This window comes from Noviherbaspirillum aridicola, assembly GCF_019656455.1.
Classification (GTDB): Bacteria; Pseudomonadota; Gammaproteobacteria; order Burkholderiales; family Burkholderiaceae_D; genus Noviherbaspirillum; species Noviherbaspirillum aridicola.
Map to the genome: position 1 here is coordinate 98,708 of NZ_BPMK01000013.1, position 24,266 is coordinate 122,973.

At 66.9% G+C, this 24,266-nt stretch carries 22 protein-coding genes; 6 read left to right on the forward strand and 16 right to left on the reverse strand.

The genetic code is table 11. The features are described from left to right. Positions 1 to 18: 18 nt before the first annotated feature. The 4 genes from NCCP691_RS15135 to NCCP691_RS15150 all read right to left on the reverse strand — a co-directional run bounded on the left by NCCP691_RS15135 (position 19) and on the right by NCCP691_RS15150 (position 2,511). Entirely contained in the window at positions 19 to 336 is a 318-nt protein-coding gene (locus NCCP691_RS15135; RefSeq protein ID WP_220809389.1) for a hypothetical protein, read from the reverse strand. Positions 337 to 418: 82 nt separating this feature from the next. Then, positions 419 to 595: a hemin uptake protein HemP gene (gene hemP / locus NCCP691_RS15140; protein ID WP_220809390.1), complete on the reverse strand. Its 177-nt coding sequence runs from the start codon at positions 593 to 595 to the stop codon at positions 419 to 421. A gap of 334 nt (positions 596 to 929) precedes the next feature. After that, positions 930 to 2,033 (reverse strand): tRNA 2-thiouridine(34) synthase MnmA, encoded by a 1,104-nt coding sequence (mnmA, locus tag NCCP691_RS15145; protein WP_220809391.1) that lies wholly within the window; start codon positions 2,031 to 2,033, stop codon positions 930 to 932. Next, complete coding sequence (locus tag NCCP691_RS15150) at positions 2,026 to 2,511, reverse strand: NUDIX hydrolase (RefSeq protein ID WP_220809392.1); 486 nt, start codon at positions 2,509 to 2,511, stop codon at positions 2,026 to 2,028. The genes mnmA and NCCP691_RS15150 overlap by 8 nt, the downstream gene beginning before the upstream one ends. Before the next feature lie 342 nt (positions 2,512 to 2,853). On the opposite strand from NCCP691_RS15150, the gene NCCP691_RS15155 reads away from it, so the two are divergent. Together NCCP691_RS15155 and pntB are read left to right on the forward strand one after the other, a co-directional pair. Beyond that, complete coding sequence (locus NCCP691_RS15155) at positions 2,854 to 4,440, forward strand: Re/Si-specific NAD(P)(+) transhydrogenase subunit alpha (protein ID WP_220809393.1); 1,587 nt, start codon at positions 2,854 to 2,856, stop codon at positions 4,438 to 4,440. A gap of 14 nt (positions 4,441 to 4,454) precedes the next feature. Beyond that, a complete protein-coding gene (gene pntB / locus NCCP691_RS15160; protein ID WP_220809394.1) occupies positions 4,455 to 5,879 on the forward strand; it encodes a Re/Si-specific NAD(P)(+) transhydrogenase subunit beta in 1,425 nt (474 codons plus the stop codon). Between the two features lie 42 nt (positions 5,880 to 5,921). Here the strand turns inward: pntB and NCCP691_RS15165 are convergent, their stop codons facing one another. The 4 genes from NCCP691_RS15165 to NCCP691_RS15180 are packed head-to-tail and all read right to left on the reverse strand — an operon-like array spanning position 5,922 to position 10,160. After that, positions 5,922 to 7,064 (reverse strand): FAD-dependent monooxygenase, encoded by a 1,143-nt coding sequence (locus NCCP691_RS15165; RefSeq protein ID WP_220809395.1) that lies wholly within the window; start codon positions 7,062 to 7,064, stop codon positions 5,922 to 5,924. Between the two features lie 5 nt (positions 7,065 to 7,069). Further along, a complete protein-coding gene (gene pepP / locus NCCP691_RS15170) occupies positions 7,070 to 8,401 on the reverse strand; it encodes a Xaa-Pro aminopeptidase (protein ID WP_220809396.1) in 1,332 nt (443 codons plus the stop codon). A gap of 14 nt (positions 8,402 to 8,415) precedes the next feature. Continuing rightward, complete coding sequence (gene murU / locus NCCP691_RS15175; RefSeq protein WP_220809397.1) at positions 8,416 to 9,111, reverse strand: N-acetylmuramate alpha-1-phosphate uridylyltransferase MurU; 696 nt, start codon at positions 9,109 to 9,111, stop codon at positions 8,416 to 8,418. A 23-nt stretch (positions 9,112 to 9,134) separates the two neighbouring features. After that, positions 9,135 to 10,160 (reverse strand): aminoglycoside phosphotransferase family protein, encoded by a 1,026-nt coding sequence (locus NCCP691_RS15180; RefSeq protein ID WP_220809398.1) that lies wholly within the window; start codon positions 10,158 to 10,160, stop codon positions 9,135 to 9,137. Between the two features lie 143 nt (positions 10,161 to 10,303). On the opposite strand from NCCP691_RS15180, the gene NCCP691_RS15185 reads away from it, so the two are divergent. From NCCP691_RS15185 to rsmA, 4 genes are read left to right on the forward strand one after another with little or no spacing between them, the layout of a single operon-like run. Then, positions 10,304 to 12,439 (forward strand): LPS-assembly protein LptD, encoded by a 2,136-nt coding sequence (locus NCCP691_RS15185; RefSeq protein ID WP_220809399.1) that lies wholly within the window; start codon positions 10,304 to 10,306, stop codon positions 12,437 to 12,439. Positions 12,440 to 12,457: 18 nt separating this feature from the next. Beyond that, positions 12,458 to 13,858, forward strand: a complete 1,401-nt coding sequence (locus NCCP691_RS15190; protein WP_373870364.1) for a peptidylprolyl isomerase — start codon at positions 12,458 to 12,460, stop codon at positions 13,856 to 13,858. Between the two features lie 4 nt (positions 13,859 to 13,862). Continuing rightward, complete coding sequence (pdxA, locus tag NCCP691_RS15195; RefSeq protein WP_220809401.1) at positions 13,863 to 14,882, forward strand: 4-hydroxythreonine-4-phosphate dehydrogenase PdxA; 1,020 nt, start codon at positions 13,863 to 13,865, stop codon at positions 14,880 to 14,882. Between the two features lies 1 nt (position 14,883). After that, positions 14,884 to 15,657, forward strand: a complete 774-nt coding sequence (rsmA, locus tag NCCP691_RS15200) for a 16S rRNA (adenine(1518)-N(6)/adenine(1519)-N(6))-dimethyltransferase RsmA (RefSeq protein ID WP_220809402.1) — start codon at positions 14,884 to 14,886, stop codon at positions 15,655 to 15,657. Positions 15,658 to 16,018: 361 nt separating this feature from the next. Here the strand turns inward: rsmA and gloA are convergent, their stop codons facing one another. From gloA to NCCP691_RS15240, 8 genes are all read right to left on the reverse strand, one after another. Continuing rightward, the gene (gene gloA / locus NCCP691_RS15205; protein WP_220809403.1) at positions 16,019 to 16,408 is read right to left on the reverse strand and encodes a lactoylglutathione lyase; all 390 of its coding nucleotides are present in this window, start codon (positions 16,406 to 16,408) and stop codon (positions 16,019 to 16,021) included. A 10-nt stretch (positions 16,409 to 16,418) separates the two neighbouring features. Further along, positions 16,419 to 17,324, reverse strand: a complete 906-nt coding sequence (locus NCCP691_RS15210) for a M48 family metallopeptidase (protein ID WP_220809438.1) — start codon at positions 17,322 to 17,324, stop codon at positions 16,419 to 16,421. After that, positions 17,296 to 18,081 (reverse strand): lysophospholipid acyltransferase family protein, encoded by a 786-nt coding sequence (locus tag NCCP691_RS15215; protein WP_220809404.1) that lies wholly within the window; start codon positions 18,079 to 18,081, stop codon positions 17,296 to 17,298. The genes NCCP691_RS15210 and NCCP691_RS15215 overlap by 29 nt, the downstream gene beginning before the upstream one ends. Positions 18,082 to 18,111: 30 nt before the next feature. After that, complete coding sequence (gene gmhB / locus NCCP691_RS15220) at positions 18,112 to 18,678, reverse strand: D-glycero-beta-D-manno-heptose 1,7-bisphosphate 7-phosphatase (protein WP_220809405.1); 567 nt, start codon at positions 18,676 to 18,678, stop codon at positions 18,112 to 18,114. Positions 18,679 to 18,682: 4 nt separating this feature from the next. Next, the gene (glyS, locus tag NCCP691_RS15225) at positions 18,683 to 20,767 is read right to left on the reverse strand and encodes a glycine--tRNA ligase subunit beta (protein WP_220809406.1); all 2,085 of its coding nucleotides are present in this window, start codon (positions 20,765 to 20,767) and stop codon (positions 18,683 to 18,685) included. 51 nt (positions 20,768 to 20,818) lie between these two features. Continuing rightward, positions 20,819 to 21,730 carry a glycine--tRNA ligase subunit alpha gene (gene glyQ / locus NCCP691_RS15230; protein ID WP_220809407.1) on the reverse strand — a complete coding sequence of 304 codons (912 nt, stop codon included), beginning with the start codon at positions 21,728 to 21,730 and terminating at the stop codon, positions 20,819 to 20,821. Between the two features lie 80 nt (positions 21,731 to 21,810). Next, positions 21,811 to 23,382: an apolipoprotein N-acyltransferase gene (gene lnt / locus NCCP691_RS15235; protein ID WP_373870363.1), complete on the reverse strand. Its 1,572-nt coding sequence runs from the start codon at positions 23,380 to 23,382 to the stop codon at positions 21,811 to 21,813. Continuing rightward, entirely contained in the window at positions 23,382 to 24,266 is an 885-nt protein-coding gene (locus NCCP691_RS15240; RefSeq protein WP_220809408.1) for a CorC family transporter, read from the reverse strand. The genes lnt and NCCP691_RS15240 overlap by 1 nt, the downstream gene beginning before the upstream one ends.

Sequence of the window (24,266 nt, forward strand, 5' to 3'; positions counted from 1 at the left end):
CAGTCGGTTAGAGCGGGTTCAGTCGGAACGTCCGCCGGCTATCAGGCGCAGGAACAGGTTGGGGCGCTGCTCGGGCCGCATCGTGCGGTCCACGAGCCCCGCCCATTGCTCCGACAGTTGCTGGCAGGTGGCCTGCAGTACCGGCGCCAGCTCCGGCAGCTCGGCGAGGGCCTTCAGGTGCCTTTCGATCACGGACGCCAGGCGGGCGCAGGACTGGTTTTCCCGGTTGTTGGCCGTGTAATGCGACATCAGATGCAGCACGGCGGACAGCAGCAGTTCGGGCTGCGTCCTTGCCGCGGGTTCGTACACGGCGGCGTCGATGGTGTCAGTGGCCATCACATTTCCTTTCAGTGCTGTTCTGCTGGCTGCGACCGTTGGCATCGGCTGGCGGTTGATCGATCCTGCTCGCGGTGCGGTATCAGGCGGTAAGAATCAGCTTGTTCAGCTGGGTGACGCGCAGGCGGTAGATCCTGCCCTGGTGCTCGATCTCGATCTCGCGCCGCTGCTGGAACAGGTCTTCGCTTTTCAGGCGAACCGACTGTGCCTGGCTTCGTGCGTCCACATCGTGATGCTTCGCTGGCGTATCGAGATTCATTGCTTCTCCTTGTAAATGCGAACCATTCTTATTTAGATTATTGACGAAGTTGATCGCCGGCGCAAGAAGTTTTTATCGGGTGTCGCAAATGCTCACGCCCGGTTTTCCCGGCGCCATTTTTGGGGGATGCGAAGAGGAGGAAGGGGGCGGCCGTGAGCCGACAGGGAAGACAAGGAGGGGGCGCGACGCCGGGCGGGAGCGGTGTCAGTGCGAAGCCAGGGCGGTTTCCCGGACCGGCCCGGGGTGGCGGGAACGGCCAGGGCCAGGGGGCAGTTCCTGAAACGAAGAGAGGCAGCAGGATAGGCCGCCGGGGCACGACGGTCCGGCCGCGGGCTCAGGCCTGCGCGGTATCGATGATGCCGCCGCCCAGGCAGACCTCGCCGTCGTAGATCACGGCCGACTGGCCGGGCGTGACCGCCCACTGGGCGTCGGGAAAGGCGAGCGCGAACGTCTGGGGGGCAGCGTCGGAGAGGATGCAGCGCGTATCCGCCTGGCGGTAGCGCGTCTTCGCGAAGAGATCGCCGGCGGCCGGCGGCTCGCCCGCTATCCAGCTCGCCTGGCCGGCATGCAGCCGGTGCGACAGCAGCCAGGGATGATCGTGGCCCTGCACGACATACAGCGTGTTGCTGGCAACGTCCTTGCGCGCCACGTACCAGGCGTCGCTGCTGCCCTGGGCGTTCTGGTAGGACTTGAGACCGCCGATGCCGATGCCCTTGCGCTGGCCCAGCGTGTAGAAGCTCAGGCCGACGTGTTCGCCGACCACGTCGCCCTCGGGCGTTTTCATGGGGCCGGGGCGGTAGGACAGGTAGCGGTTGAGGAATTCGCGGAACGGGCGTTCGCCGATGAAGCAGATGCCGGTGGAGTCCTTCTTGCGCGCGTTGGGCAGGCCGATCTTTTCGGCGATCCTGCGCACCTCGGTCTTCGGGATTTCACCGAGCGGGAACAGGGTTTTCGAGAGCTGGGCCTGGTTCAGCCGGTGCAGGAAGTAGCTCTGATCCTTGCTGGCGTCGAGCGCCTTGAGCAGCTCGAAGCGGCCGTTCGCCGCCTGCCGCACGCGGGCGTAATGCCCTGTCGCGATGAGGTCGGCGCCGAGCTGCATCGCATGGTCGAGAAAGGCCTTGAACTTGATCTCGGCATTGCACAGCACGTCGGGATTGGGCGTGCGTCCGGCCTGGTATTCGCGCAGGAATTCGGCGAACACGCGGTCCTTGTATTCGGCGGCGAAGTTGACCGCCTCGATGTCCACTCCCACCACGTCGGCCACGCTCGCCGCATCGATCCAGTCCTGCCGGGTGGAGCAGTATTCGGAGTCGTCGTCGTCTTCCCAGTTCTTCATGAACAGGCCGATGACTTCATAACCCTGCTCTTTCAGCAGCCAGGCCGAGACCGAGGAGTCCACGCCGCCCGACATGCCGATCACGACACGCTTCTTAGTCACGCTGCGCTCCGATTACGCTCGAATGGGTATAGATCATCGACAGCGGAGCGCGCCGCCCGGCGAGATAGTCGTCCACGCAACGCAGCACCAGCGGGCTGCGGTGACGTTCCTCGCAGGCGAGCATTTCCTCGCGCGTCATCCAGACGGTGCGCAGGATGCCTTCGTCGAGAGGCTGGTCGAGCGCGCGGCCGAGTTCGCCGCAGAAGGCAAAGCGAAGATAGGTCACTTCCTTGTTGGTGCGCGAGGACAGATAGGTGGACATGTAGAGGCCGACCAGCGCGGTCGGCGAGAATTCATAGGCTGCCTCTTCCTGGGTTTCGCGCGCCACCGCCTCGATCAGCGTCTCGTTGGGATCGAGATGTCCGGCCGGCTGGTTGAGGCGAATGCCGTCGCTGGTCTCTTCCTCGACCAGCAGGAAACGGCCGTCCTTCTCGATGATGGCGGCGACAGTGACGGATGGCTTCCAGACTTCAGACATGGTGTTCCTTAAAGAGGGCGACATTTTACCTTGCATGCCGGAGCGATGCCTCCGGCCTGTGTTGAAAGCAGGCATCATCCGCCGCGCGCCGCGACGCTCATTGATTTCGCACAACGAGCGGTTTTGCCTGCCCGGGGAAGGCGCGGAACGGCTTCCCGCCGGCGCCATCCTTGGTTTTGAGAAAAACGAACGGTTGTGCTAATTTTTGTTTTCCGTGTAAGATCAATGTAAGAATTGCCAGTTTCGGCGGCCATGCCCGGCCCGCCGTATCGTCGCGACGCCCAGCGTCGGCGGCGCACCCTGTCGGCACAACGCATAACCAACAAAGAGAAGGGGAATTTCATGCCACTGAAGATCGGGGTACCCCGGGAGGTCTACCCGGGCGAGAGGCGGGTGGCCACCGTGCCCGACGTTGTCGAAAAGCTGATCAAGCTCGGCTTTTCGGTGACGGTCGAGTCGGGCGCCGGCGATGCCGCCAATTTCGACGACGACAGCTATCGCGCGGCCGGCGCGTCCATCGCCGCCAATGCCGCGGAGCTGTGGGCCAAGGCCGACATGGTGTTCAAGGTGCGGGCGCCCGGCGCCGGGGAAGTCGCGCTGATCCGTCCCGGCACCACCCTCGTGAGCTTCATCTGGCCCGCCCAGAACCCCGACCTCATGCAGCAGCTCGCCGCCCGCCAGGTCACGGTGCTGGCTATGGACAGCGTGCCCCGCATGTCGCGCGCCCAGAAGATGGACGCGCTTTCCTCCATGGCCAATATCGCCGGCTACCGTGCGGTGATCGAGGCCGCGCACCACTTCGGCCGCTTCTTCACCGGCCAGATCACGGCCGCGGGCAAGGTGCCGCCGGCGAAGGTGTTCGTGATCGGTGCCGGCGTCGCCGGGCTGGCCGCGATCGGCGCCGCATCGGGCCTCGGCGCGATCGTGCGCGCCAACGATACCCGCCCGGAAGTGGCCGACCAGGTCAAGTCGATGGGCGGCGAGTTCGTCGCGGTCGACTACAAGGAAGAGGGCAGCGGCGTCGGCGGCTACGCCAAGGTGATGAGCGAAGGCTTCCAGCAGGCGCAGCGCGCGACCTTCGCCAAGCAGGCCAGGGAAGTCGACATCATCATCACGACCGCGCTCATTCCCGGCAAGCCGGCGCCCAAGCTGATCACCGCCGAGATGGTGCAGTCGATGAAGCCCGGCAGCGTAATCGTCGACCTCGCCGCCGAGCAGGGCGGCAACTGCGAACTGACGGTGCCCAATGAAGTCGTGGTGCGCCACGGCGTCACCATCATCGGTTACGCCGACCTGCCCAGCCGACTGTCCAAGCAGTCGTCGACGCTGTACGCGACCAACCTGCTGCGCCTGACGGAAGAGCTGTGCAAGAACAAGGACGGACAGATCAACGTCAACATGGACGACGAGGTGATTCGCGGTGCCACCGTGATCAAGGAGGGCAGCATCACCTGGCCGCCGCCGCCGCCCAAGCTGTCGGCCGCCCCGGCCGCCGCGCCCGCGGCCAAACCCGCCGCGCCGCCGGCCAAGGCGCACGGCCACGGAGCGGGCGGAGCGCCCGCGTCCGGCGGCAAGATCGCCGTCCTGTTCGGTGTCGCCGCGCTGCTGTTCTGGGTGATCGGCGCCTATGCGCCGGCGGCTTTCCTCGGCCATTTCACGGTATTCGTGCTGGCCTGCTTCGTCGGCTACATGGTGGTGTGGAATGTCACGCCGTCGCTGCATACGCCGCTCATGAGCGTGACCAATGCGATCTCCAGCATCATCGCCATCGGCGCGCTGGTGCAGGTGGCGCCGCCGATCGCCGGCGGCGTCGACAGGCCGGATGACTGGATCCGCTGGCTGGCGCTGATCGGCATCGTGCTCACCACGATCAACATGTTCGGCGGCTTCGCGGTGACGCGCCGCATGCTGGCGATGTTCCGCAAATAAGGGAGACAACAATAATGACTGCAAGTCTCACAACGGTCGCCTACATCGGGGCGATCATCCTGTTCATCCTCAGCCTCGGCGGGCTGTCGCATCCCGAATCCGCGCGGCGCGGCAACCTGTACGGCATGATCGGCATGGCGCTGGCGGTGCTGGCCACCGTGTTCGGTCCTTCCGTCACCTCGATCGGCATCCCCTGGATCATCGGCGCGATGGTCGTCGGCGCGGCCATCGGCCTGTATGCCGCGCGCGTGGTGCAGATGACCCAGATGCCGGAACTGGTGGCGCTGATGCACAGCCTGGTCGGCCTGGCCGCCACGCTGGTGGGTTATGCCAGCTATATCGACCCGGCGGCATCGGCCAACTTCCAGGGCGCGGAAAAGGCTATCCATGAAGCCGAGATCTATATCGGCGTGCTGATCGGCGCGGTGACCTTCTCCGGATCCATCATCGCATTCGGCAAGCTGTCGGGCCGCATCGGCGGCAAGCCGCTGCTGCTGCCGGGGCGGCATCTGCTCAATCTCGCCGGCCTGCTGGTGGTGATCTGGTTCGGCGTGCAGTTCCTGCGCTCGCACAGCATCCAGGAAGGCATGCTGCCGCTGGCGGTGATGACGGTGATCGCGCTGCTGTTCGGCATCCACATGGTGATGGCCATCGGGGGCGCCGACATGCCGGTGGTGGTGTCCATGCTCAACAGCTACTCCGGCTGGGCGGCGGCGGCGACCGGCTTCATGCTGTCCAACGACCTGCTGATCGTGACCGGCGCGCTGGTGGGCTCCAGCGGCGCGATCCTGTCCTACATCATGTGCCGGGCGATGAACCGCAACTTCATCAGCGTGATCGCCGGCGGCTTCGGCGCCGAGAGCGGCAAGCCGGCGGCCAAGGGCGAAGCCGCCCAGCCCGCGGGCGAAGTGATGCCGGTGACGGCCGGCGAAACCGCCGAACTGCTGCGCGAAGCGAGGAACGTGATCATCGTCCCGGGCTACGGCATGGCCGTCGCGCAGGCCCAGCACACGGTGTACGAGATCACCAGGCTGCTGCGCGAGAAGGGCGTCAACGTGCGCTTTGCGATCCACCCGGTCGCCGGCCGCATGCCCGGCCACATGAACGTGCTGCTGGCCGAGGCCAAGGTGCCCTACGACATCGTGATGGAGATGGACGAGATCAACGAGGATTTCCCCGACTGCGACGTCTCGATGGTGATCGGCGCGAACGACATCGTCAATCCGTCCGCCGCCGAGGATCCGACCAGCCCGATCGCCGGCATGCCGGTGCTCGAGGTCTGGAAGTCCAAGACCTCGATCGTGATGAAGCGCAGCATGGCCTCCGGCTACGCGGGCGTCGACAATCCGCTGTTCTACAAGGAGAACAACCGGATGCTGTTCGGCGACGCGAAGAAGATGCTGGACGAGGTGCTGGTGGCGCTGAAGGCGACGGCCTGATCCACCAGAGCCGAAGGAAGCCGCGCCGACGCGCGGCTTTTTTTATTGGCGCAGGCCGTACATCATGTGGTCGGCGAGCAGCCGCTGCGCCGGCTTGAAACCGTCGAGCAGTGCCAGCGACAGGCCGAGGGCTGTCTGCGAGGGCGAGCCGGCGGGCGATGTGGCGAAGATGCGGGCCAGCGTGTCCGTCAGGCGGATGGTGAGGCCGCGGTCCGCCCGACGGGCCGCGCCGAAACGGCCGAGCCGCTCGGGCGTCGCTTCCGGCCCCAGCAGGCGCGCGAGCACCGCCGCATCGCGCAGGCCGAGATTGAGACCCTGGCCCGCGACCGGATGCAGGGTTTGCGCCGCATTGCCGATGGCGACCGTGCGGCGGGTCAGCACCTCATGCGCATTCAGCCCGAGCGGATACGCGTTGCGCGCCGAGACGCCGGTGAAGCGGCCGAGCCTGCCGCCGAAGGCATGTTCCAGCTGCTGCAGGAATTCCGCGTCGGACAAGCCTTGCAGCCGCGAGGCGGTGTCCGGGCGCGCGCACCACACCAGCGCATAACCGTCGTCCTGGGGCAGCAGCGCCAGCGGTCCTTCGTCGGTGAAGCGCTCGAATGCGCGGTGCGGCACCGGCGCGCTCGCCGTCACGTGGGCGATCAGCGCGGTCTGTTCATAATCGCGCCGCCGGGCACGCGGATCCTGTTCGGTGAAGACGCCGCCTTCGGCCTGCGCCAGCAATGCGCAGCTCACCGCGCCGCCGTCGGCGAAGCGCAGCTCGACGTCGTTCTCGCGCTCCTGCAGCGAGGTCGCGTGCGCCGGACGCAGGCTGACGATGCCGCACTTGCCGGCGGCCGCCGCGAGCGCGGATACCACGGTACCGTAGCGGGCGACATAGCCGAGCGCCTCGACGCCGTAATCCTCGCGTCCGATGAGCGTGCGGCCGAAGTGGCCGCGGCGGGAGACGTGGATTTCATGGATGGGATCGCAGGCGACCGGCCAGCAGCCGATCTCGTCGAGAATCTGGCGGCTGCCCCAGGAGAGCGCGATCGAACGCGGATCGTCGCGCACCTGGTCCACGGTCTTTGCATCGACCAGCGCGATGCGCGCGGGATCGGCGCCGCGCGCGGTCAGCAGCAGCGCCAGCGCCATGCCCACCGGGCCGGCGCCGCAGATGACGATGTCGTAATGTCCGGACTGCATGGCGCTCACTGCTTCATCAGCGCTTCGATGTCGGCGACGGTCTTGGGCGCGTCGGCGGTGATGATGTCGCAGCCGTCGGCGGTGACCACCGCGTCGTCCTCGATGCGGATGCCGATGTTCCAGAACTGCTCCGGCACGCCGGGTTCCGGACGGACGTAGATGCCCGGTTCGATGGTCAGCACCATGCCCGGTTGCAGCCTGCGCCAGGGTTTTTCGCCGTCGCCCCCGGCGGCTTCGCGATATTCGCCGACGTCGTGCACGTCCATGCCCAGCCAGTGGCCGGTGCGATGCATGTAGAACTGGCGGTAGGCGCCTTTCTCGATCACGTCGTCAAGGCTGCCGACCTTGTCCTTGTCGAGCAGGCTGGTGTCGAGCATGCCCTGCGCGAGCACCCGCACCGCGGCGTCGTGGCCGTCCATGAAGCGCTTGCCGGGCGCGGTCTCGGCGATCGCGGCCTGCTGGGAGGCGAGCACGATTTCATAGAGCGCCTTTTGCGGGCCGGAGAAGCGGCCATTGGCGGGAAAGGTGCGGGTGATGTCGGAGGCATAGCTGTCGAGTTCGCAGCCGGCGTCGATCAGCACCAGGTCGCCGTCGCGGATTTCGGCGTCGCTCGCACGGTAATGCAGCACGCAGGCATTGGCGCCGGTCGCCACGATCGAGCCGTAGGCCGGGAACTGCGAGCCGTTGCGGCGGAATTCATGCAGCAGTTCGGCTTCGAGGTGGTACTCGCGCAGGCCGGGCCGTACCGCCTGCATCGCGCGACGGTGGGCGGCGGCCGAGATGGCGGCGGCCCGCTTCATGATCGCGACCTCGTCGGCATCCTTGATCAGCCGCATTTCATCCAGCAGCACCTGCACGTCATGCACCGCGGAGGGCGCGGCGACGCCGGCGCGGGCCTGCATGCGCACGTCCCGCAGCCAGTCCTGCACCTGCTCGTCGAGCCGGCTGTCGCTGCCGAGCGCATAGAACAGGGCCGGGGCGTTGGCGAGCAGCTTCGGCATTTCCGCCGCCAGCGAGGTCACCGGGAAGGCGAGGTCGAAGCCGAAGGCTTCGCGCGCGGCCTCGGGACCGTAGCGGTAGCCGTCCCAGATCTCGCGCTCGAGGTTCTTCTCCCGGCAGAACAGGATGGACCGGTTCTGCTTGCCGGCGACCAGCACGATTACCGCCTCGGGCTCGGTGAAGCCGGAGAGGTAGTAGAAATAGCTGTCATGCCGGTACGGATAGTCGGCATCGCGGTTGCGCATGACTTCGCGCGCGGTGGGGATGATGGCGACGCCGCCGCCTTTGGCCTGCATCTGCGCGATCAGCGCCGCGCGCCGGGCTGCATAGGATTTCATGTTGTCCGTCCCTTTCAAGCGTTCAGTTGCGCCAGCCGTTCCGGCGTGCCGACATCGGTCCAGTCGCCGCGCCAGACCTCGCCGCCGACCTGGCCGCGCGCTGCGTACTCGCGCAGGATCGGCGCGAGCTTCGCGGTCTGGCCGGCCTCGATGGCGTCGAACATCTCCGGCCGGTATACCCCGATGCCGGAGAAGGTGTAGCGCGGCTCTCCCTCGTTGGCGATGGAGTAACTATTGAGCGCGAAATCGCCGAGGGGGTTGTGCGCGGGATTCTTCACCAGCCACAGCCAGGCCACGTCGCGCTTGTCACGCGCATGCGGGTTGCCCCACACGTCATTGTCCTGCAGCGCGTCGAGCGCCTGGGCGAAGTCGAAATGCGGGCAGTAGATGTCGGCGGCCACCGCCACGAAGGGCTCGTCGCCGAGCAGGTGGCGCGCGCGTGCGATGCCGCCCGCGGTCTCGAGCGCCGTACCTTCGGCCGAGTAGGCGATGCGCGCGCCGTAGCGCGATCCGTCGCCGAGCGACTCCTCGATCATGTGCCCGAGGTGGGCATGGTTGATCACGATTTCATCGATGCCCGCGCGCACCAGGTTGAGCACATGCCAGAGGATGAGCGGCCGCCCGCGCACCTGCAGCAGGGGCTTGGGGCAGGTGTCGGTCAGCGGCCGCATGCGCTCGCCGCGGCCGGCGGCGAAAATCATCGCTTTCATTTTCAGAGGTCAGGTGGCAGAGGTCAGAAGGTGTAGCCCGTGCTCGGTGTATTGTCCTCCAGTTCGTCGAGGAGCTGGATCAGGGGCGAGAGCGCCTTGTAGCGGCCGGCGGCCTTTCGCGTGTATTCCATCACCAGCGGCAGGTCCTTCAGGTAGCCGTCCTTGCCGTCGCGGTGGTACAGGCGCGCGAAGATGCCCAGCACCTTCAGGTGACGCTGCAGGCCCATGAATTCGAAGTCGCGGTAGAAGGCGTCGACATCGTGGCTGACCGGCAGGCCGGCGCGGCGGGCGCGCTCCCAGTAGCGGATCGCCCAGTCGAGCACCATTTCCTCGTCCCACTGTATGTAGGCGTCGCGCAGCAGCGATACCAGGTCATAGGTGATCGGGCCGTAGACAGCGTCCTGGAAATCCAGGATGCCGGGATTGCCGGCGCCGAGCACCATCAGGTTGCGGGAATGATAATCCCGGTGCACGAAGACCTGCGGCTGCGCGAGATTGTTGGCGAGCAGGGTGTCGAAGACCTTGTTCAGGGAGGCGGTCTGCTTGTCGCTGAGCGTGACGCCGAGATGCTTGCCGACGTACCAGTCGGGGAACAGCATCAACTCGCGGTGCAGCAGCGCGCGGTCGTATTCAGGCAGCACGCCCGGCTTGCTCTGGGCCTGGATCAGCACCAGCGCGTCGATGGCGTCGAGGTAGAGCTTGTGCGCGGTGTCCGGCGAGAGCTGCTGCAGATAGGTGGCGTTGCCGAGGTCGGACAGCAGCAGGAAGCCGCGCTCGACGTCGCGCGCCAGGATTTTCGGCACCGAGGCGCCCGTCGCGCCGAACAGTTCGGCCACGTGGATGAAGGGTCGGACATCCTCTTGCGGCGGCGGCGCATCCATCGCGATGCAGGTCGCGCCGTCCTCGCCGTCGATGCGGAAGTAGCGGCGGAAGCTGGCGTCGGACGAGGCCGGGCGCAGCGTGGCCGGAACCACCCGGGGTTCGGCGACGGCGGACAGCCATTCCTGCAATTGAGCGAGACGGGGATCGGAGGAGGTATTTACGGACATGAAACGTTCTTGGGGGATTGAACAGAAGGGAGTTCCCATATAATAAGGGATTCATTTCAAAAAAGCGCTCGCAGATCCTCCTTTTCATGAAACGGCATCCGGCATTTCCACCCTCGCAACGTCTGCTCCGCTTGATCGCCGCCATGGCCGCCGCCGCATCGGTGCCGGCACTTGCTTCGGCACAGACCCCGCCGAATCGTTCCGCGGAGGAGAAGGATCTGCCGGCCAACATCAGCGCCGAGCAGATGAGCGGCCGTCCCGACCGCGAAGTCATCCTCGAGCGCGATGTCGAGATCATCCGCGGCCCGACCACCCTCAACGCCGACCGCGCGACCTACCGGGTGGTCGAGGACGAGGTCGAGGCGCAGGGCAACGTGACGATGCGCCGCTTCGGCGACACCTATACCGGTGACGAGCTGCGCTTCAAGATGGAGGCGCAGGAAGGCTACGTCACCAACCCGACCTACCGGCTGCAGCTCAACAACGCCCAGGGCAATGCCGAGCGCATCGATTTCCTCGGCGAGAACCAGGCCGAAGTCTCCGAAGGCACCTACAGCACCTGCGAAGGCCCCGACCCCGACTGGTACCTGAAGGCGGGGCGCCTCAGCCTGGACGGCGACCGCGACGAAGGCCTCGCCCGCAGCGCGCTGCTGTACTTCAAGGATGTGCCGATCCTGGCCGCGCCGGCGATGTCCTTCCCCCTGTCCGAGGCGCGCAAGAGCGGGGTGCTGCCGCCGACCATCGGCGCCACCAGCAAGGGCGGCTTCGAGCTGATGGTGCCGTATTACTTCAACATCGCGCCCAACCGCGACCTCACGCTCTTCCCCAAGATCTACAGCCGCCGCGGCATGCAGCTCGGGGCCGAGGGGCGCTACCTGGGCGAGACCTTCTCCGGCATCACGCGTCTCGAGTATCTGCCGAGCGACCGCGAGGCGGGCAGGGACCGGTACGCGCTGAGTTCCACCCATACGCAGGCGCTCGCCCCGGGCCTCGGGCTTACCTGGAATCTGAATCACGCCTCGGACAACGAGTACCCGGACGATTTTTCCAGCACCATCACCAGCAGCCGGGAACGCCTGCTGCCGCGCGACGTGGCGCTGTCTTACGGCCGGTCGTTCTGGAACGTGACGGCCCGGGCATCGAATTATCAGCTGCTGCAGGACGTCAACGCGCCGATCGCCCGGCCCTATGACCGCCTGCCGCAGGTGACCTTCACCTCGGGCCAGCAGGACATCGCCGGCTTCGACTGGAACGCGGATTCGGAATTCACCCGCTTCTACCATCCGGACCTGGTGCGCGGCGACCGCTACATGCTCAATCCACGCATCGCCTATCCGATCATCCAACCGGGCTATTTCATCACGCCCAAGGTCGGCGTCCATTACACGTCCTACAGCCTGACCAATACCGCGCCCGGCGCGCGGGATTCGCTCGACCGCACGCTGCCGACCTTCTCGCTCGACAGCGGCATGGTGTTCGAGCGCGACACCAGCTTCCTCGGTACGCCGATGGTCCAGACCCTGGAACCCCGCCTGTTCTACGTGTACACGCCGTACCGCGACCAGACCGCGTTCCCGGTGTTCGACAGCGCCGAGGCAGACCTCAGCTTCGCCCAGCTGTTCAGCGAAAACCGCTTCATCGGCTATGACCGCATCAGCGACGCCAACCAGCTCACCGCCGCGCTGGTCTCCCGCTATATCGAGCAGAGCGGCGTCGAGCGGCTGCGTTTCGCGGTCGGCCAGCGCTACTATTTCAACGACCAGCGGGTGAGCTTCCGCGGCGTCAGCGACAACAGCCGCTCCGACCTGCTGCTGCTGGCATTCGGCCGCATCACCCCGCAGATCAGCATCGACGGCAATCTGCAGTACAGCCAGTCCAACAATTCGGTCAGCCATGCCAACTACGGCGTGCAGTGGGCGCCGGAGCCCAAGAAAGTGCTGAACCTGCGTTACCGCCGCGACCGCATCAACGACCTGGAGCAGGTCGATGTGTCGGGCCAGTGGCCGCTGGCGCGGCGCTGGTACGGCGTGGCCCGCGTGAATTACTCCCTGCCGGACCGCAAGGTGGCGGAGGGGCTGTTCGGGGTCGAATACATGGCCGACTGCTGGGTGCTGCGCGTGGTCGGCCAGCGCACGCCGACCTCGTCCGAACGGGCCAACTCCTCGATTTTCTTCCAGCTGGAGTTGAACGGCCTGACCAAGCTGGGTTCCAATCCGCTTGACGCGCTGCGCCTGAACATCCCGGGCTACCATCTCGTCAATCAACCGAGCAATCCCTAACGAAGCACGATGATCATGATGACAACTCAGTTTCCGCGCCCCGTCACCCGCCGCCGCGCCGCCATGGCGCTCGCGGTTGCCATGGCACTGGCCGGGTCGGTGCAGCAGGCCTCGGCCCAGTACGCGCCGGGCGCCGCGCCGGCGCCTCGCCCCGCCGCCGCGCCGCGCATCTATCTCGCCGATTCGATCATCGCCGTCGTCAACAACGAAGTGATCACCCGCCAGGAGCTGCTCGAGCGCCTGCGCACCGTGGAGCGGCGCATGCGCGCGCAGAACATCGCGCTGCCGCCCCAGCAGGAATTCCAGCGCCAGCTGCTTGAGCGCATGATCGTCGACCGCGCCCAGCTGCAGCTGGCCAAGGAAAGCGGCATCCGCGTCGACGACACCATGCTCGACCGGGCGGTTGCCCGCATCGCCGAACAGAACCGCCTGAGCATGCAGCAGTTCCGGGCCGAGCTGGAGCGCGAAGGCATCCCCTATGCCCGCTTCCGCGAGGACATCCGGGAAGAAATCATCATGCAGCGCCTGCGCGAGCGCGAAGTCGACAACAAGATCCAGATCACCGAATCCGAGGTCGACAACTATCTCGCCGCCGAAAAGGGCGCCGCGGCCGACCAGAAGGAATTCAACGTCTCCCACATCCTGGTGCGCATTCCGGAAAACGCGAGCGCCGAGCAGATCGCCGAACGCCGCGCGCGGGCCGAGAACGTGCTGCAGCAGCTCAAGGCGGGCGGCGATTTCGCCAAGCTGGCGGCGACCTACTCCGACGCCACCGACGCGCTGTCCGGCGGCGAACTCGGCTGGCGCACGCCGGAGCGGCTGCCGCAGCTGTTCGTCGACACGGTCGGCGGCATGAAGGAGGGCGAGATCTCGCCGGTGATCAAGAGCGCCAGCGCTTTCCATATCGTCAAGCTCGGCGGCCAGCGTACCGCCAGCGTGATGAAGGGCGGCACGGCGGCCACGGCCAGCGTGCAGCAGACCAAGGTGCGCCACATCCTGATCAAGGTCAATCAGATCGTCACGCCCGACGAAGCCCGCCGCAAGCTCAACGACATCAAGCAGCGCCTGGACAACAACGCCGCCAAGTTCGAAGACCTGGCCAAGCTGTACTCCAACGACCTGTCCGCCTCGCGCGGCGGCGATCTCGGCTGGGTCTACCCGGGCGATACCGTGCCGGAGTTCGAGCGCGCGATGAACGCGCTCAAGCCGGGCGAAGTCAGCGAACCGATCGAGTCGCCGTTCGGGTATCACCTGATACAGGTCCAGGAGCGCAAGACGGATGACGTCTCCGCCGAGCGCCGCCGACTGATCGCCCGCCAGGCGATCCGCGAGCGCAAGCTGGAAGAGGCGACCCAGGAATGGCTGCGCCAGCTGCGAGACCGCGCCTACGTCGAATACCGCTTCGACAACGCGGGCTGACGCCATGCACAGGCCGACCCTGGCCGTAACCTGTGGCGAGCCGGCGGGCATCGGCTACGAAATCTCCATTCGCGCCGCCTGGGCGCTGCGCGGCGAGATCAACAGCGTACTGATCGGCGACGCCGCGCTGCTGGCGTCCATCGCATCGGCCATCGATCCGGACATCCGCCTGATCGCGCTGTCCACGCAGGCCTTGCGCAACAGCGGCCTGCCGCAGCTCGGCGCCAATGCCCTGGCAGTCATCGACTGCCCGCTGGCCGAGCCCGCGGTCGCGGGCCGCCTCGACCCGCGCAACGGACGGGCCGTACTGCAGACGCTGGATGTGGCGATACGCGGCGCCGGGCAGAAGACCTTCGACGCCGTCGTCACCGCTCCGCTGCAGAAGAGCACGATCAACGATGCCGGCGTGGCCTTCACCGGCCATACCGAATACCTCGCGCAGCAGACCGGCACCCGGCAGGTGGTGATGATGCTGGCGGGCGGAGAACCCTTGCTGCGCGTTGCGCTGGCGACCACCCATCTGCCGCTCAGGGACGTGGCCGCTGCCATCAGCGTCGATGGCCTGTCGCGCGTTCTCGATATCCTCGATGCCGACCTGCGGCGCAAGTTCGGCTTGCCGAATCCCCGCATCCTCGTCACCGGCCTCAATCCACACGCGGGGGAGGGCGGCTACCTCGGGCGCGAGGAAATCGACATCATCACGCCGGCGCTGGAAGCCGCCCGGACCCGCGGCATCGACGCGCGCGGCCCCTATCCCGCCGACACCCTGTTCCAGCCGCGCTACCTGGACGACGCCGACTGCGTGCTGGCCATGTATCACGACCAGGGCCTGCCCGTGCTCAAGCATGCGAGCTTCGGCCGCGGCGTCAACATCACGCTCGGCCTGCCGATCATCCGCACCTCCGTCGACCACGGCACCGCGCTCGACCTCGCGGCCGCCGGCCTCGGCCACGCCGACGACGGCAGCATGCGGGAAGCGCTCCGGCAGGCGGCGGCGATGGCGCTGGCCTCGAAAAGACAATGACATGAAACACATCCCACGCAAGCGCTTCGGCCAGAACTTCCTGACCGACGACGGCGTCCTGCACGACATCATCCGCGCCATCGATCCGCGCCCCGACGACAGCATGGTCGAGATCGGCCCCGGCCTGGCCGCGATGACGCGCCTGCTGCTGGAGTCGGTGCGCCGCCTGCATGTGGTCGAACTCGACCGCGACCTCGTCGCCAGGCTGAAGAAGGCCTTCGACCCGGAGCGCCTCGTCGTCCACGAGGGCGACGCGCTGCAGTTCGATTTCGGCAGCATCCCGGTAGCGGAGGGCGGCAAGCTGCGCGTGGTCGGCAACCTGCCCTACAACATCTCCAGCCCGCTGCTGTTCCACCTCGCGCAGATCGCGCCGCAGGTGCAGGACCAGCATTTCATGCTGCAGAAGGAAGTGGTGGAGCGGATGGTGGCGGAGCCGGGCAGCAAGGCCTTCGGCCGGTTGTCGGTGATGCTGCAGTGGCGCTACTACATGGAGCTGCTGTTCGTCGTGCCGCCTTCCGCCTTCGACCCGCCGCCGTCGGTCGATTCGGCCATCGTGCGGATGATCCCGCTGCCTCAGCCCCTGGACTGCGACGTGGCGCTGCTGGAAAAAGTGGTGACGCAGGCGTTTTCCCAGCGCCGCAAGGTGATCCGCAACTGCCTGTCGGGGATGTTCAGCGAGCAGCAGCTGATCGACGCCGGCGTCGATCCGCAGGCGCGGCCGGAGGCGGTGCCGGTGGAGGGATTCGTGGCGCTGGCGAATCTTCTGCGGCGGTAGAGCAGGCCGCCGTGCCGGCACCAGCGCCGGCCGCCCGAAGAATGAATAACCGCAGCCATTGACGCCACCTCCGCCAGGCCGGCAGGGACGCCGGCCCTACCACAGCGCGCCGCCGCCAACCAGGTAGTGCCAGCCTCCGTGCCGGCACCAACGCCGGCCGTCCGAAGAATGAAGAACCGCAGCGATTGAAGCCACCTGCGCGAGACCGGCAGGGACGCCGGCCCTACCACAGCGAGCCGCCGCCAACCAGGTAGTGCCGGCCTCCGTGCCGGCACCAACGCGGGCAGTCCGAAGAATGAAGAACCACAGCGAGTGACCCAACCCGACCTCCGCCACGCCATCACAAACGCCTGCCCTCCGTTCAATCCCCCTTGCGCTCGATCAGCTCGATCTTGTACCCGTCCGGGTCCTGCACGAATGCGATCACGGTCGTGCCGCCCTTGACCGGTCCCGCTTCGCGGGTGACATTGCCGCCCATGGTCTTGACCGACTCGCAGGTCTTGTAGGCGTCGTCCACCGCGATCGCGATATGACCATAGGCGGTGCCGAGTTCGTACTTGTCGACGCCGTAGTTGTAGGTCAGTTCGATTTCCGCATGGTCGGGATTGGTGCCGTAGCCGACGAACGCGAGCGAGTACTGCTGCTCGGGGCGGTCGGTGGTGCGCAGCAGTTTCATGCCGAGCACGCGGGTGTAGAAATCGATGGAACGCTGCAGGTCGCCGACGCGCAGCATGGTGTGCAGAATACGCATGAGGTAATCCTTAAAAGATGGGAAGGGTTTCCGGTCCGCTGTCGCGCAGGCTCCGCCGCGCGGCCTCGAATTCCGGGAAGATCGATTGCACCGTCGCCCAGAAGCGCGGGCTGTGGTTCATCTCCCGCAGGTGCGACAGCTCGTGCGCGATCACATAGTCGATCAGGGGCAGCGCGAAATGGATCAGGCGCCAGTTCAGCCGTATCCTGCCCTGCGCCGTGCATGAGCCCCACTGGGTGGTGGCAGACGACAGGGCGAAGGACTGGTAGCGCACGCCCAGCTTGTCCGCATACACCGGCAGACGCTCGCCGAATACGCGCCTGGCCTCGCCCTGCAGCCAGCCCTGCACCCTGTCCTTGAGTTGCTGCTCGCCGGCGTCGGGCGGCAGGCTCACGGTCAGCTGGCGGCTGTCCGCGCACCACGCGATGCCGCTGCCCTGGGCGGACAGGATGCGCAGCGTGAGATCGGCGCCGAGATATGGCAGGGTGGCGCCGTCCACCCATTGCATCTGCGGCTGCAGCCGTCGGGCGGAGCGCTCGCGCCGCTCGGTCAGCTTGCTGAAGATCCACCGCTGCTTTTCCCGGATCGCGCTTTCGATCTCGGCCACCGTCACCCAGCGCGGGGCCGTGATGCGCAGGCCGTCGTCGTCGATCAGGAAGCCGATGGTGCGGCGCTTGGAACGCAGCAGCCGGTACTCGAGCAGATGCTCGCCGACCTGCAGGCGGCGCTTGCGCACGGACGCCGCGTCCCCGCCGCCTGTCGAAGGAAAGGCCTGCGGCGCGTCGGGAGGGGATGGCTGTTGCTGGCGCGGAGCCGGCTGGTCGACCGCCGGCTGCGAGGCCGGCGGCGCGGAAAAGAAATCGAGCTGCAGCGCGAGCTGCTGGGGGTCAGGCGGAGTCTGGCGTAGCAGCTTCAAAGGCATGGGGTGCGGTGTCGTTGGTATAGATGCCGGGGCTGGAAATGCGGCGCATCTCGGATTCTATCCAATTCTCGACTTCCTGCATGAGCTCGGCCGGATGCCTGCCGGCCGACGAGATCGGCTTGCCGATGGAGACGGTGATCAGGCCGGGTTTCTTGATGAAGGAATTCTTGGGCCAGCATTCGCCGGCATTCATCGCGACCGGAATGACCGGCACGCCGGTCTCCACCGCGAGACGGGTGCCGCCGCTCTTGTACTTGCCCTGCTTGCCGACCAGCGAGCGGGTCCCTTCGGGGAACATGATCACCCACTGGCCGTCGGCCAGCCGCCGGCGGCCGACTTCCACCACCTGGGCAAAGGCGTCCTTGGTCTTGCTGCGATCGATCGGGATCATGCGCAAGAGCGCGATGCCCCAGCCGAAGAAGGGGATGTAGGTCAGCTCCTTCTTGAATACGAAGACCAGCGGACGCGGGAAATTGAAGCAGTAGAAAATGGTTTCCCAGGCCGACTGATGCTTGGACAACAGGATGGCCGGCGAATCCGGCAGGTTTTCGCGGCCCTTGACCTGGTAGCGGATGCCGCACACCACCTTGGCCGCCCAGATCACGAACTTGTTCCAGTAGACCGTCATGTGATAGCGCTGGCGATACGGCAGCGGCGCGAACAGGAAGCACAGCGGCGCCCAGATCACGGTCGCCACCGTCATCAGCAGCATGAACACCAGCGAGCGCAGGAAGAGGACGAACTTGTACATGAATGCTCCGGGAGAAAAGAGGGCGCGGCGTCAGGCGGCGCTTGCGGTCTCGGGCTTGCGGCCGAGAAGATCGTCGACGAATGCCGCGAGGTGGTCGTGCACCCGCGTGCCGGGCGGCAGGCCGCCCTTGGCCAGGGTCCGCTCGCCCTTGCCCGTGCGGACGAGGTGCGGCGTGCAGCCGCACACATAGCCGGCCTGCAGGTCGCGCAGCGAGTCGCCGACGGTGGGCACGCCCTTGAGGCTGATGTCGAAGCGCCTGCCGATCTCCTGCAGCATGCCCGGCTTGGGCTTGCGGCAGTCGCAGTTGTCATCCGCCGCATGCGGGCAGAAGAAGATGGCGTCGATGTCGGCGCCGACGCGCTGCGCCGCATCGTGCAGCTTCTGGTGGATGGCGTTGAGCGTGACCATGTTGAACAGGCCGCGGGCGATGCCGGACTGGTTGCTGGCGACGACCACGCGGTAGCCCGCCTGGTTCAGCCGCGCGATCGCTTCCAGCGAGCCGGGGATAGGAATCCACTCCGCCGGCGACTTGATGAACTCGTCGGAGTCGTGATTGATCACGCCGTCGCGATCGAGAATGATGAATTTCGGGACCACGCTCTTATGCCGCCAGCTTGGAGATGTCGGCCACCCGGTTCATCATGCCGTGCAGCCCCGACAGCAATGCCAGCCGGTTGTTGCGCAGCTGCTCATCCTCGGCCATCACCATCACGTCATTGAAGAACGCATCGACGTCGTTGCGCAGTGCGGCCAGCGACTTGAGGGTGCCGCTGTAGTCGCCGCCTTCGAAAGCGGCGTCGACCTGCGGACGCAGCCGGTTCATGGCTGCATACAGGCCCTGTTCGGCGGCTTCCCGCAGCAGCGTCTGCTGCACCTCGGCGCGCACGCCTTCGGTCTTCTTCAGGATGTTGGTGATGCGCTTGTTGGCCGCCGCGAGCGATTCCGCTTCCGGCAGCGCGGCGAAGGCCTTGACCGCGTCCAGGCGTTCGATCACGTTGTCGAGCCGGTCGGGCTGCTGCGCGATCACCGCTTCCACCTCGTTCTGCGCATAGCCGCGGTCGCGCAGCAGGCCGCGCAGGCGGTCGTAGATGAACTCGGTCAGCTCGGCGCTGCCATCCTTGAAATTGGCATTGCCGGCGAAGAGTTGCGCGGTGTCGGCCAGCAGGCCGCGCAGCGACAGCGGCAGGCGCTTTTCGACCAGCATGCGCAGCACGCCGAGCGCATGCCGGCGCAGCGCGAACGGGTCCTTGTCGCCGGTCGGCTGCAGGCCGATGCCCCAGATCCCGACCAGGGTTTCGAGCTTGTCGGCCAGCGCCGTCGCGGTGCCGCTCGCGGTCGCGGGCAGGGCATCGCCGGCAAAGCGCGGCTGATAGTGTTCGGAAATGGCCAGCGCCACTTCTTCCGGCTCCCCGTCATGGCGGGCGTAGTAGGTGCCCATGATCCCCTGCAGCTCGGGGAACTCGCCCACCATGTCGGTCAGCAGGTCGGCCTTGGCCAGCTGCGCGCTGCGCCTGGCCAGCGCGGCATCGGCGCCGGTCGCGGCGGCGATCTTTTCCGCCAGTGCCGCCACCCGCTCGGTGCGCTGCGCCTGGGTGCCCAGCTTGTTGTGATAGACCACGCTCGCCAGTCCCGCCACGCGGTCGGCGAGCTTGCGCTTCTTGTCCTGCTCGAAGAAGAACTTGGCGTCCGACAGGCGCGGCCGCACCACGCGCTCGTTGCCGCCGATGATGTGCTGCGGGTCCGGGGTCTCGAGGTTGGAGACGATCAGGAAGCGCGAGCGCAGGCGGCCCGCCGCGTCGGTCAGCGCGAAATATTTCTGGTTCGTCTGCATGGTGAGGATCAGGCATTCCTGCGGCACGGCCAGGAAGCTTTCCTCGAAGCGGCAGGCGTAGACCACCGGCCATTCCACCAGGGCGCTGACTTCGTCGAGCAGGCTCTCAGGCATCAGCACGCGGTCGTCGCCCGCCTTGTCCAGCAGGGCGGCGCGGATGCGCTCCTTGCGCGCCGCCGCGGAAGCGATCACCTTGCCCTGCACCTCCAGCGTCTGCGCGTAGCTGTCGGCATCGGCGATCGCGATGTCGCCCGTCGACAGAAAGCGGTGGCCGAGCGTGACGCGGCCGGCCTGCAGCCCGAGCAGCGCGACCGGCACTTCCTCGGCGCCGTGCAGCGCGATCAGCTTGTGCGCCGGACGCACGAACTGCACCGTGTCGCCGTCGGGACGCTGGTAGCTCATCACCTTGGGGATCGGCAGCCTGGCGACGGTTTCTTCGAGCGCCGCCTGCAGGCCCTTGCCGAGGGCGCCGCCGGGTGCGGTGTAGGTGTAGAAGAAGCTTTCCGCCTTGCCGTCCTGCGCGCGCTCGAGGTCGGCGGGCGTCAGGTCGGGGAAGCCGAGCGCGGCGAGTTTCTTGGCCAGCGGCGCGGTCGGATTGCCGTCCTTGTCGAGGGCGACCGAGACCGGCAGGACTTTCTCCCGGATCGACTTGTCGGGCGAGGTGGCGCGCACGCGCGTGATGGTGACGGCGAGACGGCGCGGGCTGGCATAGGCGGTGGCGACGGCGTCGGCCTCGACGAAATCGCGCGCCCTGAGGCCGTTGAAGATGCCCGCGGCAAAAGCATCGCCCAAGCGCGCCAGTGCCTTCGGCGGCAGTTCTTCGGTGAGCAGTTCGACTAACAGTGTCTGGTTCATGTTTTTCTTGGTCCCGCCGGCGCGGGATGGGGCAATGCGTTGAATTGACGGTCAGGCGGCGCGGCGGGTATCCCCGCACATCGGGAAGCCGAGCTTCTCGCGCGAGTCGTAATAGGCCTGGGCCACCGCGCGCGACAGGTTGCGGATGCGGCCGATGTAGGCGGCGCGCTCGGTCACCGAGATCGCCCCGCGCGCGTCCAGCAGGTTGAAGGTATGCGCGGCCTTGAGCACCATCTCGTAGGCGGGCAGGGCCAGCGGCACTTCCATCAGTCGCTTGGCTTCCGCTTCATAGTTGCCGAACAGGGAGAACAGGAATTCGGTATTCGAATGCTCGAAGTTGTAGGTCGACTGCTCGACCTCGTTCTGGTGGAACACGTCGCCATAGGTGAGGCGGCGCGTGACGCCGTTCTCTTCCCACTCCGTCCAGACCAGGTCGAAGACATTCTCGACGCCCTGCAGGTACATCGCCAGGCGTTCGATGCCGTAGGTGATCTCGCCGAGCACCGGCTTGCAGTCGAGGCCGCCGACCTGCTGGAAATAGGTGAACTGCGTCACTTCCATGCCGTTGAGCCAGACTTCCCAGCCCAGGCCCCACGCGCCCAGGGTCGGGTTTTCCCAGTCGTCCTCGACGAAGCGCACGTCGTTCTGCTGCAGGTCCAGGCCGAGCGCCCGCAGCGAGCCGAGATAGAGGTCGAGGATGTTCTCCGGCGCCGGCTTGAGCACCACCTGGTACTGGTAGTAGTGCTGCATGCGGTTCGGATTCTCACCGTAGCGGCCATCCTTGGGGCGGCGCGAGGGCTGGACATAGGCGGCGCGCCAGGGCTCGGGGCCGATCGCGCGCAGGAAGGTCGCGGTATGCGAGGTGCCGGCGCCGACTTCCATGTCGTATGGCTGGAGCAGCGCGCAACCCTGCGCATCCCAATACTCCTGCAGCTTCAGAATGACTTGTTGAAATGTGAGCATCGTGAGAGATCCGGCGGGCGCGGGACGCGCGGCGCCAGCATATGGATGGATTGGCTAAAACTCCAGATTTTAGCGGCTTTTCATGGCGCCGGGCGCATCGCGCGGACACGGCGCGCGCCCAGCCAGGCCAGCGCGAGCAGCGCCAGCGCCAGGCCGACGGCGAGCGCGTTGCCGTAGCGGCTGTAGGGCGTCAGGCCGTCGTGCCCCTGCACCAGGGCGGCAAGCTCGCCCCGGGTGTAGGGCTCGAGCTGCGCCTGCACGCGGCCATCGGCGCCGATCACGGCGGTGGCGCCGGTATTGGTCGCGCGCAGCATCGGCCGCCCGGTCTCGAGCGAGCGCATGCGGGAAATCTGCAGATGCTGCGGCACCGCGATCGAATCGCCGAACCAGGCGATATTGGACACGTTGAGCAGCATGGTCGCGCGCGGCATGCCGGGCGCCGACAGCTGCGCCGCGATCTCTTCGCCGAACAGATCCTCGTAGCAGACGTTGGGCAGCACCCACTGGTCGCGCACCTTGAACGGCCGCTGCAGCACCTCGCCGCGCTCGAAATCCCCGAGCGGAATGCGCATCATGTCGACGAACCAGCGAAAGCCCGGCGGGATGAATTCGCCGAAGGGCACCAGATGATGCTTGTCGTAGCGGTAGGGCATGCCGCCTTCCGGCCCCATCCCGAGCACGCTGTTGGCGTACTGCCCCGGCCCGTCGCTCACCGGCAGGCCGAGCGCGAGCGAGCTGTTGGAGCGGCGCAGGAAATCCTGCAGCAGCCCGAGGTAGTCGGGCGGCAGCTGCGACGACAGCAGCGGAATCGCGGTCTCCGGAGTGGCGATCAGGTCAGCCGGCTGCGAGGTCACCATCCGGTGATAGAGCGCGAGGCTGGCCTGTATCTGCTCCGGCGCGAACTTCATTTCCTGCGGCACGTTCCCCTGCAGCAGGCGCACCGAAATCGGCGCGCCGACCGGTTCGGTCCAGGCCACGCTCCTGGCGCCGAAGCCGGTTGCAAGCAGGGCCAGCGCCCCCAGCAGCGGCAGGCGCCGGTGCGGCAGCAGGGCGAGACAGCCGGCCGCGAGCGCCGACAGCAGCGCCAGTCCGTAGACGCCGACCAGCGGCGCGAATCCCGAAAGCGGTCCGTCGCTGTGCGCATAGCCCGAGGACAGCCAGGGAAAACCGGTCAGGAACCAGCCGCGCGACCATTCGGCCAGCGCCCACCAGCCGGGCAGGATCAGCAGCGCGCCGGCGGTGCGCGAGGCGCCGAGTTTCTGCTGCATCGCGCGCGCGGCGCCGAAGGCGAGCGCCGCGAAGCTGCCGCCCATGCCCAGCGCCAGCACGCCGACCGCCAGCACCGCCAGCCAGGCCGGCAGTCCGCCGTGGTAGTGCATGCTGATGTAGAGCCAGTGCACGCCCGCCGCCAGCCAGCCGAAGCCGTAGGCGGCGCCGATCAGCGCCGCGCTGCGCCAGCCGGCGCTGCCGAGCACCAGCAGGAAGGCCAGCGCCAGGGTGGCGATCTGCAGCGGCCACAGGCCGAAGGGCGCGAAGGCGAAGACATTGAGCGCGCCGGCCGCCATTGCGAGCAGCGGCGCATGGCGCGTCAGCGCGGCCGGGAGGGCGTCGCCCGCAGCGCGCGAGGCGAGGGCGGCGCCGTCACCCCGCATCAGGACACCGCAGCCAGCGGCTGGCCGGGCAGGCGCTCCACCACCAGCACATGGATCTGGCGGGCGTCGGCGCGCAGCACCTCGAAGCGCATGCCGTCGATCTCCACGCTTTCTCCCTTGCGCGGCACCCGCCCCATCCGGTGCGCGACCAGCCCGCCGATGGTGTCGACGTCTTCGTCCGCCAGCGCGGTGCCGAGGGTCTCGTTGAACTGCTCGATCGCGGTCAGCGCCTTGACCCGCCAGCGCATCGCGCCGGCGCCGTCGTGGATCGGCAGGATGTTGTTGGCTTCCTCGTCGTAGTCGTATTCATCCTCGATGTCGCCGACGATCTGCTCCAGCACGTCTTCGATCGTCAGCAGACCGGATACCGCGCCGTACTCGTCGACCACGATCGCCATGTGGTTGCGGTTGGCGCGGAAATCGCGCAGCAGCACGTTGAGATGCTTGGATTCCGGGATGAACACGGCCGGGCGCAGCATGTCGCGCACGTCGAAGCTCTCGTGCGCGTAGTAGCGCAGCAGATCCTTGGCGAGCAGGATGCCGACCACCTTGTCGCGGTCGCCGTCGACCGCCGGAAAGCGCGAGTGCGCGGTCGACAGCACCAGCGGCAGCCATTCGTCGATCGGCTTGTTGAGGTCGACCACGTCCATCTGGGCGCGCGGGACCATGATGTCGCGCGCGGTCAAGTCGGAGACCTGGAACACGCCCTCGATCATCGACAGCGCATCGGCGTCCAGCAGCTTGCGCTCGTGCGCGTCATGCAGGATTTCGAGCAGCTCGGCGCGGCTTTCGGGTTCGGGGGAAATCAGGGCGGTCAGGCGTTCAAGCAGCGACCGGTGAGGTTTGGTGTCAGTTGTCTTGGCACCACTAGGGTGATCTTGCAT